This is a genomic window from Allobosea sp. RCC_152_1 (assembly GCF_041360765.1).
GTDB lineage: Bacteria > Pseudomonadota > Alphaproteobacteria > Rhizobiales > Beijerinckiaceae > Allobosea > Allobosea spartocytisi.
In genome coordinates, this window is record NZ_JBFUPU010000012.1 from 51,741 (window position 1) to 67,945 (window position 16,205).

Sequence of the window (16,205 nt, forward strand, 5' to 3'; positions counted from 1 at the left end):
ATCATTCGGCCGCCTGGGCGGCGGGATTGGCGAAGCGGTTGGCCGGCCGCCGCAGGCCGAGGTGATCGCGCAGCGTGTGGCCGTCATAGTCGTGCCGGAAGAGCCCGCGCCGCCGCAGCTCGGGCAGGACGAGCGCGACGAAGTCGTCCAGGCCGGTCGGCGAAGGCGGCATGATGTTGAAACCGTCGGCGCCATGCGTGACGAAGCGCTCCTCCAGCTCGTCGGCGATCTGCCGCGGCGTGCCGACGAGCTGCCAGTGCCCGCGCGCGCCGGCGATCCGCAGATAGAGCTGGCGGATGGTAAGGTTCTCGCGGCGCGCGAGATCTAACAGCAATTGCTGGCGGCTCTTGCTACCATTGGTCTCCGCAAGGATTTCCGGAACCGGGCCGTCCAGCGGATAGCCCGACAGGTCGATCCCGCCCAGATGCTGGGCGATATAGGCGAGCCCGACGACGGGGTGGACCAGATCCTGCAACGTATCGAACTTCGCGCGTGCCTCGCTTTCGCTGCGCCCGACAACCGGAAAGACGCCCGGCAGGATCTTGAGGTCGGATGGCTCCCGCCCATAGGTTTGCAGCCGCTCCTTCACGTCGCCGTAGAATTCCTGCGCGTCGGCGAGCGTCTGCTGCGCGGTGAAGATGATCTCGGCGGTCCGCGCCGCCAGATCCCGGCCGTCCGGCGAGGACCCGGCCTGTACCAGCACCGGCTGGCCCTGCGGCGAGCGCGGCACGCCGAGCGGGCCGCGTACCGCGAAATGCTCGCCGCGATGGTTCAGCGCATGGAGCTTGGCCGGATCGGAGTAGCGCCCGCTTTCCTTGTCGAAGAGAAAAGCGTCGTCCTCCCAACTGTCCCACAATCCCTTGACCACATCGGCGAATTCGCCGGCGCGCCGGTAGCGCTCCGCATGCCCGTAATGAGCGGGGCGGCTGAAGTTCAGCGCTTCCAGCTCCGTGCCGGAGGTCACGAGATTCCAACCCGAACGGCCGCCGCTGATCAGGTCGAGGGACGCGAAATAGCGTGCGAGGTTGAAGGGCTCGTTGAAGCTGGTCGAGACCGTCGCGATGAGCCCGATCGTCGTCGTGACCGAGGAGAGGGCGGACAGGAGGGTCAGTGGCTCGAATAGCGAGGCACGCGTGGTCCGGCTGATATAGGCGAGGTTGCGGTCGCTCACGCCGGCCGTGTCGGCCAGGAAGATGAGGTCGAACTTGGCGGCTTCGGCGAGGCGGGCCAGGCGGGTGTAGTTCTCGATGTTGACCCCGCCGTCAGGCAATGCGTCGGGATGGCGCCAGGCCGCGACATGGTGGCCCGAGGGGTGAAGGAACGCGCCGAGGCTGAGTTGCCCCCGCGCCGAAGTCGGCTTGACCATCTCTGCCTGCTCCTACTCTGCCGCGACCGGCGCGGGCGTGGCGCGGCGGCGGGCGACGCGGCGAAGCCCGAGATGGTCGCGCAGCGTGGTGCCCTCATAGGCTTCCCGGAACAGGCCTCGCCGTCTTAGCTCCGGCACCACCAGCTCGATGAAATCGTCGAGTCCGCCGGGAAGCTGCGGCGGCATGATGTTGAAGCCGTCGGCGCCGCCGCTGACGAAGTGATGCTCCAATTCGTCTGCGATCTGCGCCGGCGTGCCGATGATCTGCCAGTGGCCGCGCGCGCCCGCGATCCGCAGATAGAGCTGCCGGATCGTCAGGTTTTCCCGGCGGGCGAGATCGACCAGCAGGCGCTGGCGCGACCTGCCGGAGTTGCTTTCCGGCAGGTCGGGCAACGGGCCGTCCAGCGGATAGGCGGAGAGGTCGAGACCGGCGGTGACGGTGTTCAGCATCGAGAGGCCGACGACCGGATCGATCAGGTCCTGGAGCGCGGCGAATGTGTCGCGCGCCTCCTGCTCCGAGCGCCCGACGATGGGAAAGACGCCGGGGAGGATCTTCAGATCGTCGGGCGAACGGCCATGGCGCGCGAGTCGACCCTTGACGTCGCCGTAGAACTCCTGGGCCTCCGCCAGCGTCTGATGCGCCGAGAAGATGAGCTCGGCCGTGCGCGCGGCCAGCTCGCGCCCGTCTGGCGAGGCGCCCGCCTGCACCAGGACCGGACGGCCCTGGGGCGAGGGGCGAACGTTCAGAGGTCCCCTGACCTGGAAGTGGGGGCCCTTGTGGTCGAGCACATGCAGGCCGTCGGGATCGAAGAATACGCCCTCGGCCTTGTCGTAGCGGAGCGCATCGGCGTCCCAGCTCTCCCACAGCCCCTCGACCACCTCGGCGAACTCGGTCGCGCGGGCGTAACGCTCGGCGTGAGGCAACGGCGCGTCGCGCCCGAAATTGAAGGGCTCGGCCTCATTGACCGAGGTCACGAGATTCCAGCCGGCGCGGCCGCCGCTCAACAGGTCGAGCGAGGCGAAGCGGCGCGCGAGGTTGAACGGGTCATTGTAGGTCGTCGAGGCCGTCGCGACGAGGCCGATGCGGCTGGTCAGAGGGGCCAGCGCCGAGAGCAGCGTGATCGGTTCAAGCTGTGCGGCTCGCGATGTCCGGTGCAGGGAGGGGCTCTCCGGAAAGCGAATGGAGGAGCTGTCCGCCAGAAAGACCAGGTCGAAGGCGGCGCGCTCGGCGGCCTGGGCGACGCGGGCGAAATGCCCGAAATCGAACGCGGCCCCCGCTGGCGTCTGCGGACTGCGCCAGGCCGCCACATGGTGGCCGTCCGTCAGCAGGAAAGCGCCCAGGGACAGTTGTCGGCTCTTCTGATGTCGCAGCGGCATCGATTGGCTCCTTGCCGCATTAGTCTTCTTAGTTTATCAAAATAGTCAACTATATGGACATGGAATATTCTTCCATCAATCGGGTCCGTCGGAGGTCAGTTTTGTCGGAAAATCGTCTGTCGATCCGCCAGCTTAGCAAAACCTTCCAGGTGGACGGATCGCCGCTGAAGGTGCTCGCCGACGTCGATCTGACGATCGAGGAGGGCTCGTTCGTCACCATCGTCGGGGCAAGCGGCTGCGGCAAGTCGACCTTGCTGCGCATCGTGGCAGGCCTCGAGACCGCGCAAGGGGAGGCGCTCCATGACGGCAGGCGGATCGAGGGGCCGAGCCTCAGCCGCGGGCTGGTCTTCCAGGAGCCGCGCCTGTTTCCCTGGCTTTCCGTCGAGGACAATGTCGCGCTTGGCCTCGAGAACGCACCGATCGATGCGGATGCGAAGCGGCGCAGCGTGGCCGATCATTTGGCGCTGGTTGGTCTGTCCGCCTTCGCGAAGGCCTTGCCCCGGCAATTATCGGGCGGAATGGCGCAGCGTGTCGCGATCGCGCGCGGGCTGGTCAACCGGCCCGGCGTCCTGCTGCTCGACGAGCCTTTCGGCGCGCTCGATGCCTTGACCCGGGCCCATCTGCAGGAGGAGCTGCAACGGATCTGGGCGAAGGAGCGGATCACGGCCGTGCTGGTCACGCACGACGTGGATGAGGCCGTGCTCCTCGGCGACCGCGTCGTGGTCATGGCGCCGCGGCCGGGGCGCATCTTCCGAACCTTCGATATCGACCTGCCGAGGCTGCGGGACCGGCGCTCGGATGCGTTCTCGCGGATCCGGAACGAGGTTCTCGATGCTCTCGAGGCCGCCAGCGGAAGTCCTCTTCCGGAGACGAGGGCCGAGGCTCCCGGACGCTTGCTGCACTCTCCGCGTCTGAGCGACGCCGTGATTCCGGCATGATCCGCCATGAGTGAAGTGACACCTATTTCTTTGCCGCGCTCCGGCAACGTGGCGACTCTGCTCTTCGGCCGCGCGAGTGCGATCGCCGTGGCCCTGATCTTCCCGCTCGTGCTGCTGCTGGCCTGGGGCTGGGCTTCCGCCCGTGGCTGGCTTCCCGAACAGATCTTGCCGCCGCCGCGCTATGTCTGGCAAGCGGCTGTCGAGACAGTGCAGGGGGGCGACCTGCTGCAGCATATTGGCTTCAGCGCCGCTCGCGTTGCCGCGGGATTTGCGATCGGGGCGAGTATCGGCTTGGCGCTGGGCCTCGCCATGGGGCTGATTCCGACCTTCGACGACTATGTCCGCCCCACCTTCACGGCCATCGCCCAGGTCCCGACTCTCGGATGGATTCCGCTGCTGATGCTGTTTCTCGGGATCGGCGAAGCCTTGAAGATCGTGATCATCGCGAAGGCTGCCCTGGTTCCCGTCGTGCTGAACACAGCGGCCGGTATCCGCGGCATTCCACGCGGCTATATGGAGGTCGCCGACGCGTTTCGCTTCACCCCCGCGCAGAGACTGCGCCGGCTCGTACTGCCCGCGGCTCTCCCGCAGATCTTCACCGGCATTCGCTACGGATTGACCAAGGCCTGGACGGCGCTCGTTGCGGTCGAGCTTCTGGCCTCATCGGAGGGGCTCGGATATCTCCTCGTCTGGGGTCGGCAGATGTTCTGGCTCGACGTGATGCTGTTCGCGATGATCGTCATCGGCGTGGTCGGCTATCTGATGGACCTCGTCCTTGCGCGCGTCGAGGCGCATTTCCAGTCCTGGCGCGTGGAGGCACTCTGATGACCTTGACATCGCTGTTTCCGCCGAGGCTGTCGACCCGGCAACGTCGCGGGCTCGCTTTGCCGTTGGCGCTGCTGGCGGGCTGGGAGATATCGAGCCGAACCGGGCTGATCGATCCCCGCTTCCTGCCCCCGCTGGAGACGATCCTCGTGACGGCCTGGCGCGAACTGGTTCGCGGCGATCTGCTCTACCATCTGGCTGCCAGCCTGCTGCGAAATCTGGCAGGCTTCGCTATCGGTACCGCTGCCGGCGTCGCTTTCGGCATGCTGCTCGGTCTTTCCCGAACCGCCGAAAAACTGGTCGGTCCCACATTCCATGCGCTCAAGCAGATTGCGGTGCTGGCGTGGATTCCCATCATCTCGATCTGGTTCGGCTTTGCGGAGAGCGCCAAGATCGCCTTCATTGCGCTGGCAGCGTTCATTCCGGTGGCGCTGAATACGATCGAGGGCATGCGGAATGCGCCGCCCCAGATCGTCGAGGTTACCAGGGCTCTGCGCTTCAGCCGGCTGCAGCAGATCCGGCGCGTCTACCTCCCTTCAGCCGTGCCATCCATTCTCACGGGGGTTCATCTGGCCCTGATCTACTCTTGGCTCGCCACCGTCGGCGCGGAGTACTTCATGGCAGTCGGCCCGGGCATCGGGGGGCTGATCATCGCCGGCAGAGAGCGCTTCGAAATGGATCTTGTAATGCTCGGCGTCGTCATCCTGGGGGTTGTCGGTTACGCTCTGAACGCCGTCGCCGAGCACATCGAGAATCGGGTGCTGTTCTGGCGCGATGGTTAAACGCTGTTCGCTGTCTTCCAGGGATACCCCCAGATTTCCAACTCTCTCCTCGCTGGATCGAGGCTGCCCGAATGAAATTCTCGCCGCCATCCTCGGGCGCTTTGCCGGCTGCGGGCAATGACGCGCAGGCGGCCGGCCCGGACGATGGAGCCTAGATCATTGCGCGTCCAATCGGACGCGATCACGATGATCTATCGCTTTGTTATCGCATCGGACCGAAAAGTGGATTCCACTTTTCGGTCCGATGCTATAGCCATCGAGAAACGCGGCCACCTCCGGATGCGCGCGTAAGGAAGCGATGTCATCCGGCGTGGGCAAGGCAGGCCTGTCGCGCGCGGAATCGACGAGACACAGAAAGCCGAGCGGCGCATCGGCGGCCGCGCGGAACTGGTGCCAGGTCCAGCCAGGAATTGTGACGAGGTCGAGCTCGCCGATATCGTCCACCCGCGTTCCGACCAGGCACCGCCCGCGCCCGCGCAAAACCATGACGCCATGGACATGGTTATGGCGCTCCAGCGTCGTATGCCCTCCGGCGGCGATCTCGAAATAGCGCAGCTCGCCGGCTAGGTCCGGGCGGGAGAACAGCGTCTGCCGAGAGACGTCGCGGAAAGGCGCCGCGGCGTCCTGCTTGTAGGCGAGACGATCGACGCCGTCCCAGCCGAATTCGTCCTGCCGACGACGCAGTGCAGCGGCTTCGGGCGAGGTCTGCTCAGGCATGGATTTCCGCTCCGGCATGATGGTGGACCTGGGCGACGAAGGCGGCCGACGCCTCGGTCAGGCGCTCGCGCTCGGCCAGGAGGTTGCCGCCGATCAGCAGCATGACCTCGTCGCCGTAGAAGTCGAGGACTTCCGGTACACGTGCGAGGCTCAAGCCTCCGGCCGGTACAGGCAGGGCGGCTGCGAGATCCCCGGAAGGCGCGCGCGCCGCCGCGGCGATCTGCCGGCAGGTTTCCGGCGAATAGCCGAAGCGGCCGCCATGGTTCGGGAAAATGACGGCATCCAGGCCGATCAGCCGCCAGAGCTTGGCCAGAAAGGCCGGCGCGATACGTGCGGCGCCGGTGAGGCTCGGATGCGCCAGGAAGGCGATGTCGCGGTGGTCGCGGACGAGCTGCTGGACATTGGACAGCCCGAGGATGGCGGGCGCGACCATCGCGGTGTCGAGCCCTTCCTCGCGGATGATGCGCAACTGATCGCGGACGGCATCGAGGCTACCGGAGAGGCTCGGCACATAGCGCGTCGGATGGCCAGTCGACGCGGTGGCCCGGCGGATGGCGGCAGTGCAGGCGGTGACGCGTTGATGGAAAGGGCTGAAGCTCTGCTGCGCCAGCCCGTGATCGTCCTTCACATAATCGATGCCGCCCAGCGCGAAGGCGTGAGCGAGCTTGGCCAGTTCCGCCGGCGGCAAGCCCTGCGGCTTCAGCGCAGAGGCGGTCAGCGCCCGTGCCCCGGCCTTCACCCGGGCCCGCAGCCCCCGCAGTCCGGCGCCAGGCCCGCTGCCGAGTTCCCGCTGCAGCGAGGCCGGAAGCTCGGCATCCGCCAGGGTCAAGTCGTCATGCAGCGAGGAGTTGCCGAACAGCATGTTCAGGAGCTGCCCGGCATCCGCGCCGATCGTCGCCGCCGCGAGCTGGATGCGAACCGCATGCAGCTCGGGCTCCAAGGCCTCGATACCGGTGACGTGGCCGAGAACGTCCGAGAGGATCGCGTCATCGTCGACAGCCTCGGGTGGCATCTCGATGCTCTGCTCGACGGCGATCGTACGAGCTCGGGCCGCGGCGTCCGCAGCCTTCCCGCGCAGATGATAGGTGACGTCGATCCAGCTCATCGTCCGCTCGTCTTCCTCGCAAAGTGCCGGGAGGATTACTTCAGCAGGAATCCGAGTTCGGCCAGTGCTGTCCGCATCTTGTCCCGGCCGCTGAGCGATTGCGGACCGGCAACCCGGGCCAGCGCCTGTCGCGACCATGGAACTCGCGGAATATTCTGCTCGCCCTGGAAATCCTGGATGGCGGTGTCGTAGTGCTCTGCACCGTCCTGTACGCGCGCGGCAGCATAGTGCTCTCGATGCAGAATAAGGCTTTGCGGCAGACGCGGCTTGATGCCGGTGACCACGTCCGGGGCGGGGATGCCGACGCAGAGCCCGAAAACCGGGAACACCCTGGGCGGCAATTTCAATTCGGCGGCCACCCGCACGGGATCGTTGCGCAGCGCGCCGATATAGACGGTGCCGAGCCCGAGGCTTTCCGCGGCGAGGACCGCGTTCTGTGCTGCGAGCGCCACATCGATGATTCCGACGAAAAGCGTCTCCAGATAGTCGAGCGCATCGACCGCATGGGCCTTTTCCGCACCCAGGCGCCCCAGACGGTCGAGATCCGCCAGCCAGACCAGCAGCAACGGCGCCTCCAGAACGTGCTTCTGGTTGTTGGTCACTTCCGCCAGCCGCGCCTTGCGCGCGGGATCCGCAATGGCGACGACGCTCCAGGTCTGGAGATTCGAAGACGTGGGGGCCGACTGCGCCGCTGCGACGAGTGTCTCCAGCGTGCCTTCCGGCAGCGCGTCCGGCTTGTAGCTGCGCACCGAACGATGCGCCAGGATCTGACCGAGCACCGCATTCCAACGCTCCGGTGTCCGCGCTGCATCGCGATACCGGGCCGTCAAGAGCGCATCCGCTCCATCGGCGGCCGTCGCTTCGGACAGGGACGAAGGACCCTCAGCTTTCCTTTGCGTGGCTTGGGACATGTCGAGACCTTTTTGGCGATAAACGGCGATCAGGGAAAAGATGATTTACCGAGCATGCCTCGGCGCATGAACGATCTGATATTCGGCGAACAAAAAATCAGCTCGATCAGGGTGCATTCTTCAAACGATACTCTTTTACCAAAGCTTGTATTTTGCGCACTTGCGAATATCGCCCCTTGGCTGCGAGATTGATCTCGCCGAACTGTCTTGGATAGCAAAAATTGCTACTACGCAGCGCCGGAGTGTGATCCGCGATACACTACTGCGGCGGCGCCTGCTCCGGGACATGCGGCTCTCGTTCGGCTTTCCGGGCAATGTCGGCTTTTCGGCCGCGTTTCTGCGCGTTGGCCGTGTCCGGGCCTCAGTCTCTCGACATGCGCTCCGGGAGCCTCGCCGGAGAGCTCAGCCTTGCGGACCGAAGATCCAGGCAGGCCACTTCCGGAGATGTGGGCCGCAACCGCAGCGGCATCGATGAAGATCTGAGTCGAGGTTCCGATCCTTGCAACGTTGCGAGGACCTGCGGATAAATTTCCTGAAATGGGAGATTTATCCGAATAAATGAACTTTATGTAGCATTATATATGGAGCGATATGCTTTTGACGAGCGCCGCAGGACTAAGAGAATATCGGTATTGTTCTATCTTATGCCACCAAGCGGAGATGTGATTGTCTTGAGTCCCGCGGCCGAAATTGCCGGCTCGCTACGAGATTGGTCGTTGACGCCGATGCGGCTTTCCAATCGCGCCTGCTCGACACGGCCTGACGCGGCGCTTTGTGGAAACCTCTTTACCCGCCTCAAGGCTGGCTCCCGTGCCCGAAGCCGATCGGGATCGTAAGACAGCGAAAGGAACGTCCGCATGACCACTGCACCCGCCGCCAAGGCCAATGTCCTCTGGTTTCTGCCGACCCATGGCGATGGACGCTATCTCGGAACGGCGACGGGCGGTCGCGAAACGGATCTGTCCTATCTGCGGCAGATCGCGCAGGCCGCCGATCGACTGGGCTATTACGGCGTGCTGCTCCCGACGGGCAAGAGCTGCGAGGATTCCTGGCTCGTCGCTTCGGCGGTTGCGCCCGCGACGGAGCGCCTGCGCTATCTGGTTGCAGTGCGGCCCGGACTGCAATCGCCGACGCTGGCCGCGCGCATGACGGCGACACTTGACCGATTGACGGGCGGGCGCCTGCTAGTCAACGTCGTGACAGGCGGCGACCCCGTCGAGCAGAAGGCCGATGGCATCTTCCTGCCGCATGATGAGCGTTATGCCGTCACCGAGGAGTTTCTGACCATCTATTCGGCATTGCTGCGCGGCGAGACCGTCACGCATCACGGGCGGCATCTGCAGGTCGAAGGCGCGCAACTGCTCTATGATCCGGTTCAAGCGGGCGGGCCTCCGCTTTATTTCGGGGGTTCGTCGGAAGCGGGCATCGACGTGGCCTCGCGAACGATCGACAAATACCTGACATGGGGCGAGCCGCCGGCGGCGGTGGCAGCGAAGATCGCGGCTGTCGAAAAGGTGGTGAAGACGGCGCGACGGAAGGTCAGTTTCGGAATCCGCCTGCATGTCATCGTGCGGGAGACCGAGGAGGAAGCTTGGGCGGCGGCCGACCGGCTCATCGCTCATCTCGACGATGAGACCATCGCGAAATCCCAGGCGATCTTCGCGCGGATGGATTCCGAAGGGCAGCGGCGCATGTCGGCGCTGCATGGCGGGCGCCGCGACAAGCTCGTCGTCTCCCCCAATCTGTGGGCGGGGGTCGGCCTGGTCCGAGGCGGCGCCGGCACGGCGCTGGTCGGCAATCCCGAGCAGGTCGCCGCGCGCATCAAGGAGTATCAGGCTCTCGGCATCGACAGCTTCATCCTCTCCGGCTACCCGCATCTCGAGGAGGCCTATCGGTTCGCGGAGCTGGTCTTCCCGCTGCTGGACCTCGGCCACGACCGGGCGCAGTTCGGTGGCTCGATCAATAACGGGCCGTTCGGTGAGACGATCGCAAACGATGTCCGGCCTCGACCGCGCGCCGCCGGCTTGTGAGGTTCCCGCCCGATTCGGGATCGGCCGCGCACTCGCATCGGCTCGCGGGTGCGCCCTGCCCGGTTGCGGATCAGAAGAAGCCGGTGCGAGGCAACGGCGTCGCCTTGACGCTGAAGGCTCCGATCGCCTGCGCCTTGTAGGAAGCGGGGTTATGGGCCGCGAGCGTCCTCGCATTGCGCCAGTGCCGGTCGAGGTTGGTTTCCCGTTTGGCTGCGGAAGCGCCTCCGACGTCGAATAGCTGTGAGCCGGCGCGGATCGCGAATTCGTCGACGATGATCTTGGCCATGGCCGCTGCGAGAGCGGCGTCATGCGCGAGGCCCTCGTCGATCCGTCCGTTCACGGCGGCTTCCGTCGCGCGATCGAGCTTCTCCGCTGCTGCGAGGATGGTCGCCTCGGCGGCGAAGGCCGCGGCTTCGAGCTGGCCGATGACCTGCTGCAGAAACGGGTCGTCGATAGGGCTTGCGGCGGGCGCATGGGCGAAGGAGCGGCTGCGCCGTCTCACGAGCGCGATGGCATCATCCCAGATGGCGCGGATGATCCCGGCCTCGACGGCCGTGACGATGAGATGGGGCAGCGTCGTATTGTATGGGCGGGCATAGGCGCTGCCGCTCTCGTCCCAGACGATTTCATCGCCGGCGACACGGACATTGTCGAGGTGGGTCGTGCCCGTGCCGGTCAGGCGCTGGCCGATGCCGTCCCAATCGTCCTCGCGGGTGATGCCCTCGCGCTCGACCGGCAGAATCGCAGAGGCGTAGCGGCCGCCTTCGTCCTGGGCGCGCACGACGACGTAATCGGCGTAGAGCGTGCCGGTGCTGTAGTATTTGGTGCCGGACAAGCGGTACCCGGCCCCTTCCGCGACCAGCCTGGTCTCGAGCGGATTGCCGCCGACCGGCAGCGACGTGGTCTCGCCCGCCGCAAGCCCGAAAATCTTGCCGGCGACGACTTCCCCAAGCCATTTGCCGTGCTGCGGATCCAGAGCAGGTTGCACGAAGCGTTCCACGAAGCCGAAATGATTTCGCAAGGCATGGGCGACATTGGGATCCGCCGCGCCGAGCGCGATCACCACTTCCAGCAGATCGCGCAGCGACGCTCCGCTGCCGCCATGCGTCGTCGGGATGCGCAGGGCCCCGAGCCGGCTGGCGCGGATGAGATCGATCTGAGCGTAAGGATGCGTGCGAGTCCGGTCGCGCTCGGATGCGCCTTCGCCGATGGCCGCGATCAGCGCGGTCAGCTCGGGCGAGCGAAGCTGCACGGGATTGCTGTCGGGGGCGAATGTGTCACGGCGAGCGGCGATGTTCATGGCGCATCCTCTTTCGTCGATGAGAGCTTATGCGGGAATAGTATATTAAATAAGTTATCTAATTGGAGACGGCCTTGGCAAGGCGGTTTCCTCTGACTTCCATGACGAATCAGCGGAAGGATGCGCGGTCCTGCACTTGGCCGCCAAAATTGTCATCTCAGGCGCTAAAAATAGCTATCTAAAAAGTATACTATTGACGGCGAAGCGCGACCCGCGCTTCATCAGAGCGCCGCACTCGGACGGCTCCGGATTGGAAATGCATCATGTCGGGACGTGGAAGCTTGGCCGCCGTGCAGGCGCCGCCGCGAACTTCGGAATCAAGCCGGGAGGAGCTTCTCGGGCGGGTGCCGGCTCTCGCCCAGCGTTTGGCGGCTGGCGCATCCGAACGCGAGCAGCGTCGCGAGCTTCCGCATGAGGGGTTTCGGCTGGTGCGGGAGGCGGGCCTTGGCGCGTTGCGGATACCCCGGCGCCTGGGAGGGCCCGGGGGAACGATCTCCGATCTCGTCGCAGTCCTCGAAGCCCTTGCGGCTGCCGACCCCAATGTGGCGCATGCGCTGCGCTCGCATTTCAACTTCACCGAGACGCAGATCCTGGGCGAGGAAACGCCGCGCTCGCGCGAGCTGATCGACCGCGTTCTCGGCGGCGCGCTCTTCGCGGGCGCCTCGACGGAGGTCGGCACGGTCAAGCCCGGACAGATCACGACACGGTTGAGGCGGGACGGTGACGCCTTTCGTCTCTCCGGGCGGAAGTTTTACGCGACGGGCACCGCCTTCGCGGACTACGCGGTGTTCAGCGCCCATGATGACGGGGATCGCCCGGTCAGCGTTCTGGTCCCGACGGATCGCGACGGCATCACGATTCACGATGATTGGGACGGCATGGGCCAGCGCCTCACCGCAAGCGGCAGCGTCCAGCTCGACGAGGTGGTGGTCTTCCCGCACGAGGTGACGCAGCGCCAGCTCGGCGCGGATGTGAACCGGCACACCTCGTCCTTGCGGCAGCTTCATCTGGTCTCCTGTGCCGCGGGCATCGTGCGCAACATCGTGACCGACGCGGCGACCTATGTGCAGCGGGATGCGCGGGCCGTACTTCACAGCTCGGCGGAGACCGGGCGGCAGGATCCGTTCGTGCAGCAGGTGCTCGGTGAGCTCTCCGCCGCATCCTTCGTGATCGATGCAGCGATCGCGGCGGCCGCAGCCGCACTCGACCACTCCGCCGAAGGCTTCTGGACCCACGCAGGCGATCTCGACGAAAGGCTTCTGGCGGGCTCCTTGGCGGTTTCGCGCACGCAAATCGCGGTTTATCCGCAAGCGCTCAAGGCAGCCGAGACGCTGTTCGAGATCGGTGGCGGCTCGACCACGGCGAGCCGCTACAATTTCGACCGCCACTGGCGCAACATCCGCACGCTCTCGACACACAACCCGCTGCGACAGAAGGCGCGGGCCATCGGCGATTATCTCGCGAATGACGAGACGGAGCTGCTGAGGGCTGGCCGCGTGTTCTGACGAACGCTCGGCCGGCGCAGGACTGTCCGGAACCCGTGCCCGCCGCTGACGGGTTCTCCGGACGGCGCGGACCTATTCTGCGGCCTGGCGGGCCCATAGCGCGGAACTATAGGCGTCCCGACCGAATTCCGGCGCGACCTGTGAGACGATCCGCGCCCTATGACGATCGAAATCAGCCAGGAACAGGTCGCGGCTGATCGCCGAGACGACCGCGGGGACGTCCCGGCGCAGCGACGGCACGTCCCCGATCGGCAATCCGAAGCTGACGAAGCCGCCGGGGTTGTAGACATGGATGTTCCGAAGCTCGGGCGCAGCGCCCGGGCTCTTCTCGAGCAGCTCATGGCCGTATCCGAGATAGGGATGGGCGCCGAGGTCGTCATCGGTCTCTTCTGCTGGCGGCTGATAGCGATCACGCCAGAGCAGGACTTCCCCGGCGATCCCTGCCAATTCGGATCGCCTTGCAAGGTCGACGCGGTAACCCGTGGCGGCAATGACGAAATCCGCATGGACGCGCCGTCCGGGAAGTGTTGCGACGATTCCGCCATCCTCCTCATGCGCATGGAGCCATGGCGAGGAGAGGTGAATGTGGAAATTGGAGAAGCGGACCGCGCGTTCGATCGCGTCTGGCGTTGGCGTCGAGCCGGATTCACGAAAGCGATAGGCCTGGTGCCAGCGGACCTCATCCGGCAGGTGCCGGTAGTTGTCATAGGCGCCGGGATAGCCGCGCGCCCGCGAGACCGGCATCGCCGGGATGTGATCGCGGCGTGCGAAGAGATGGACCTCGCGGGCGCCTGCTTCTAGGGCCGCGCCGGCCGTGTCGAAGGCCGAGGCGGCCGCACCGATGACCGCTATCGATTCTCCGCGAAGCGGCTCGAAGTCTATGCTGTCATGAGTATGCGCGCGCAAATGCCGGGGAAGCCACTCCAGAGCGGGCGGCAGATAGGGATAGCCGCTTCCGGCGACGCCGTTTCCGAGGATGACTTTGCGCGCGGTTTCGATGCGCGCTCCGTCCGGCGTCTCCAGGTGTAGCCGCAGATGACCGGCCGCGGTCTCGATCCGCACCAGCCGCACGCCGTATCGGATCGGCAGTCGCAGAATGGTACGGAACCACGAAAGGTAGGCGGCCCAGTCGGTGCGGGGAATACGCACCAGCTCGGCAAAGGCGTCCTTGCCGTGCTGCGCTTCATACCAGGCCTGAAAGCCCAGCCCCTGCACGCCGAGCTCCGGTCCCGGCAGGTTCTTGGGCGTCCGAAGCAGGTTCATGCGCGCACGCGTCAACCAGATCCCGGACGAAGCTTCGTCCGGCGCCGCGTCGATGACGCTGATCCGCCGGATACCGGCACGATTGAGCGCAAAGGCGAAGCTCGAGCCCGTATGGCCGCCGCCGACGATGACGACATCGTGGTCGATGCCGTCCCGAACCGGCACCCAGTTTTCGGGAAAGGGGCCCAGCAGGCGCAGGGCTTCGGTGGCGTGGAGGGACGTGCTGTGGAGCATGACTGTCTACGTCTCGAATGCGGCTTGCGCAGGAACGGCCGGCGGCCGATTCACGGGGAGATCCAGACACCGGCGAGATTGCCGTTCAGGCCATCGGCACCGACCGTGTGGTCTTTGACCTTGCGGTTGTAGATTGTCAGGTTGGGGACCGTCAGGATCGTGATCGAAGGGATCTCTTCCGCGATGATCTGCTGGAAGCGGGCGAATTCCTGCTTGCGCTTGATCGGGTCGGTCTCGACCGTGGCCGCTTCGAGCAGGGCGTCGATCTCCGGATTATTGATGCCGGATCCGTTGGAGAAGGGAACGCCTTTCTTGAAATTCTTCGACCAGTAGAGGCGCTGGACGCCGACGGTCGGATCGAAGGTGTTGCCCATCGAATTGTTGGTGAAGTCGAAGTCGCGATCCGTGTAGACCCGCTTGATATAGGTCGCGAAATCCTGCGAGCGGATCGTGACCTCGATCCCGACCTTGGCAAGCGCCTGGCGCAGATAGTCGGCCGTGCGGCGGAAGCCGTCGCCATAGGGCAGGAAATCATGGGTCAGCCGGAAGCGGACGCCGTCCGCGCCGCGCTTGAAGCCGGCTTCGTCGAGCAGTTGCTCGGCCTTCCTGGGATCGAAGGCGTATCCCTTCACCGAAGGATCGTGGAACTGCGTCAGCCGCGTGCTGATGGGGGTATTCGTCAGCTCGCCGTAGCCGTACCAGACGGTGTTCAGGATCACGCGCCGGTCGATCGCATGCGCGATCGCGCGGCGGACGCGCATGTCCTTCAAGTACTTGTTCTCGAAATTGAACTCGATCCGCTGGACGGAGGGGCTGTAGGAATAGCCCTTGTCCTCGATCCCGATCTTCGGGTCCTGCTTCAGCCTTTCCAGCTCGGACAGGGGCACGGGCGTCTCGCCGCCGAGATCGACCGTTCCGGCATCGAAGGCGACGGCACGCGCGGCGGCGTCGGGGATGAACTTCACCACCAGCCGATCGATATAGGGCTTCGGCTTGTCCCAGTAATTCGGGTTGCGCTCGTAGATGATGTGGCTGCCGCGCACCCATTCCTTGAAGACGTAGGGGCCTGTCCCGATCGGCGCGTTGTTCTTCGGGTTCGTCGTCGGATCGGAGCCCTCATAGATGTGCTTCGGGACGATCGGCGATTCCGATGCCGCGAAGGCGGTGATCAGATAGGGCGCAGGCTTCGATAGGACGATCGTGGCGCGCAGCGGGTCCGGTGTCTCGACGGTCACGACATTGGCGAAGGTGCCGCGCCCGCGCGGATGATATTGCTTGAGGATGGCGATGGAGGCGGCGACATCCGCCGAGGTGAACGGCTTGCCGTCGTGCCAGAGCACGCCCTCGCGCAACTTGAAGGAATAGCGCAGCCCGTCCTCGCTGACCGACCATTCGGTGGCGAGCTGAGGCTTGGGTGTCAGGTCGTAATCATAGGTCAGCAGCCCCTCGAGCACCTTGCCGCTCACCTTGGTCGAAGGGCCGGCGGTGTGGGCGATGGTGGAGAGCGCCGGCGGCTCCGGCTCCACCAGCATGTTGAGCGTGCCGCCACGCTTCGGCTGGGCCTCAGCTGGCGTCTGGCAGAACGCCAGAAGCAGCGCGACCGCGAGGCCGGCAAGGATCGGGCTTCGAGACATGGGCGGCTCCGCGAGGTCCTGCGAGAATGGCGGACAGCCTAGGTTCGGAGCCAAGCGGCGGCAATATTGTATATTAGATTAGTAAACTAAAATTCTGATGTTTTGAGGCGGTATATTTCCCTGGAACCCCTTTATGAGCATGCGAGACGATAAGCCCTACTGAAGGCTTCAGGGGGCCGTGTGCGTGGCGCGCAGGAAGCGATTGGTATTTAGATTAT

Annotated in this window: 13 protein-coding genes; 5 read left to right on the forward strand and 8 right to left on the reverse strand. The window is 65.3% G+C overall.

Annotated elements, in window-relative coordinates:
• Window position 1: 1 nt before the first annotated feature.
• Together AB6806_RS26325 and AB6806_RS26330 are read right to left on the reverse strand one after the other, a co-directional pair.
• Window positions 2–1,366, reverse strand: a complete 1,365-nt coding sequence (locus AB6806_RS26325; RefSeq protein ID WP_370955936.1) for an LLM class flavin-dependent oxidoreductase — start codon at window positions 1,364–1,366, stop codon at window positions 2–4.
• 12 nt (window positions 1,367–1,378) lie between these two features.
• The gene (locus AB6806_RS26330) at window positions 1,379–2,743 is read right to left on the reverse strand and encodes an LLM class flavin-dependent oxidoreductase (protein ID WP_370955938.1); all 1,365 of its coding nucleotides are present in this window, start codon (window positions 2,741–2,743) and stop codon (window positions 1,379–1,381) included.
• 59 nt (window positions 2,744–2,802) lie between these two features.
• Here AB6806_RS26330 and AB6806_RS26335 point away from each other — a divergent pair, with 59 nt between their 5' ends.
• The 3 genes from AB6806_RS26335 (at window position 2,803) to AB6806_RS26345 (ending at window position 5,288) form a co-directional block, all read left to right on the forward strand.
• A complete protein-coding gene (locus AB6806_RS26335; RefSeq protein ID WP_370955939.1) occupies window positions 2,803–3,681 on the forward strand; it encodes an ABC transporter ATP-binding protein in 879 nt (292 codons plus the stop codon).
• 6 nt (window positions 3,682–3,687) lie between these two features.
• On the forward strand, window positions 3,688–4,506 hold the full coding sequence (locus tag AB6806_RS26340) for an ABC transporter permease (protein ID WP_370955941.1): 819 nt from the start codon (window positions 3,688–3,690) through the stop codon (window positions 4,504–4,506).
• A 65-nt stretch (window positions 4,507–4,571) separates the two neighbouring features.
• A complete protein-coding gene (locus tag AB6806_RS26345; protein ID WP_370955943.1) occupies window positions 4,572–5,288 on the forward strand; it encodes an ABC transporter permease in 717 nt (238 codons plus the stop codon).
• Between the two features lie 156 nt (window positions 5,289–5,444).
• Here AB6806_RS26345 and AB6806_RS26350 read toward each other — a convergent pair whose 3' ends face one another.
• From AB6806_RS26350 to AB6806_RS26360, 3 genes are read right to left on the reverse strand one after another with little or no spacing between them, the layout of a single operon-like run.
• Complete coding sequence (locus tag AB6806_RS26350) at window positions 5,445–6,005, reverse strand: cupin domain-containing protein (protein ID WP_370955945.1); 561 nt, start codon at window positions 6,003–6,005, stop codon at window positions 5,445–5,447.
• Complete coding sequence (locus AB6806_RS26355; protein WP_370955947.1) at window positions 5,998–7,110, reverse strand: RuBisCO large subunit C-terminal-like domain-containing protein; 1,113 nt, start codon at window positions 7,108–7,110, stop codon at window positions 5,998–6,000. Before AB6806_RS26355 ends, AB6806_RS26350 begins: the two co-directional genes overlap by 8 nt.
• A gap of 35 nt (window positions 7,111–7,145) precedes the next feature.
• The gene (locus AB6806_RS26360) at window positions 7,146–8,021 is read right to left on the reverse strand and encodes an NADPH-dependent oxidoreductase (protein ID WP_370955948.1); all 876 of its coding nucleotides are present in this window, start codon (window positions 8,019–8,021) and stop codon (window positions 7,146–7,148) included.
• An 857-nt stretch (window positions 8,022–8,878) separates the two neighbouring features.
• Here AB6806_RS26360 and ssuD point away from each other — a divergent pair.
• Window positions 8,879–10,051, forward strand: coding sequence for an FMNH2-dependent alkanesulfonate monooxygenase (gene ssuD, locus AB6806_RS26365; protein WP_370955949.1), 1,173 nt, complete (start codon window positions 8,879–8,881; stop codon window positions 10,049–10,051).
• 70 nt (window positions 10,052–10,121) lie between these two features.
• On the opposite strand, the gene AB6806_RS26370 is transcribed toward ssuD, so the two are convergent.
• Window positions 10,122–11,351, reverse strand: a complete 1,230-nt coding sequence (locus AB6806_RS26370; protein ID WP_370955951.1) for an acyl-CoA dehydrogenase family protein — start codon at window positions 11,349–11,351, stop codon at window positions 10,122–10,124.
• A 263-nt stretch (window positions 11,352–11,614) separates the two neighbouring features.
• Here AB6806_RS26370 and AB6806_RS26375 point away from each other — a divergent pair, with 263 nt between their 5' ends.
• Window positions 11,615–12,856, forward strand: a complete 1,242-nt coding sequence (locus tag AB6806_RS26375; protein WP_370955953.1) for an acyl-CoA dehydrogenase family protein — start codon at window positions 11,615–11,617, stop codon at window positions 12,854–12,856.
• 72 nt (window positions 12,857–12,928) lie between these two features.
• Here AB6806_RS26375 and AB6806_RS26380 read toward each other — a convergent pair whose 3' ends face one another.
• Both AB6806_RS26380 and AB6806_RS26385 read right to left on the reverse strand, forming a co-directional pair.
• Complete coding sequence (locus AB6806_RS26380) at window positions 12,929–14,353, reverse strand: FAD-dependent oxidoreductase (RefSeq protein WP_370955954.1); 1,425 nt, start codon at window positions 14,351–14,353, stop codon at window positions 12,929–12,931.
• A 50-nt stretch (window positions 14,354–14,403) separates the two neighbouring features.
• Window positions 14,404–15,987: an ABC transporter substrate-binding protein gene (locus AB6806_RS26385; RefSeq protein ID WP_370955956.1), complete on the reverse strand. Its 1,584-nt coding sequence runs from the start codon at window positions 15,985–15,987 to the stop codon at window positions 14,404–14,406.
• Between the last annotated feature and the right edge of the window lie 218 nt (window positions 15,988–16,205).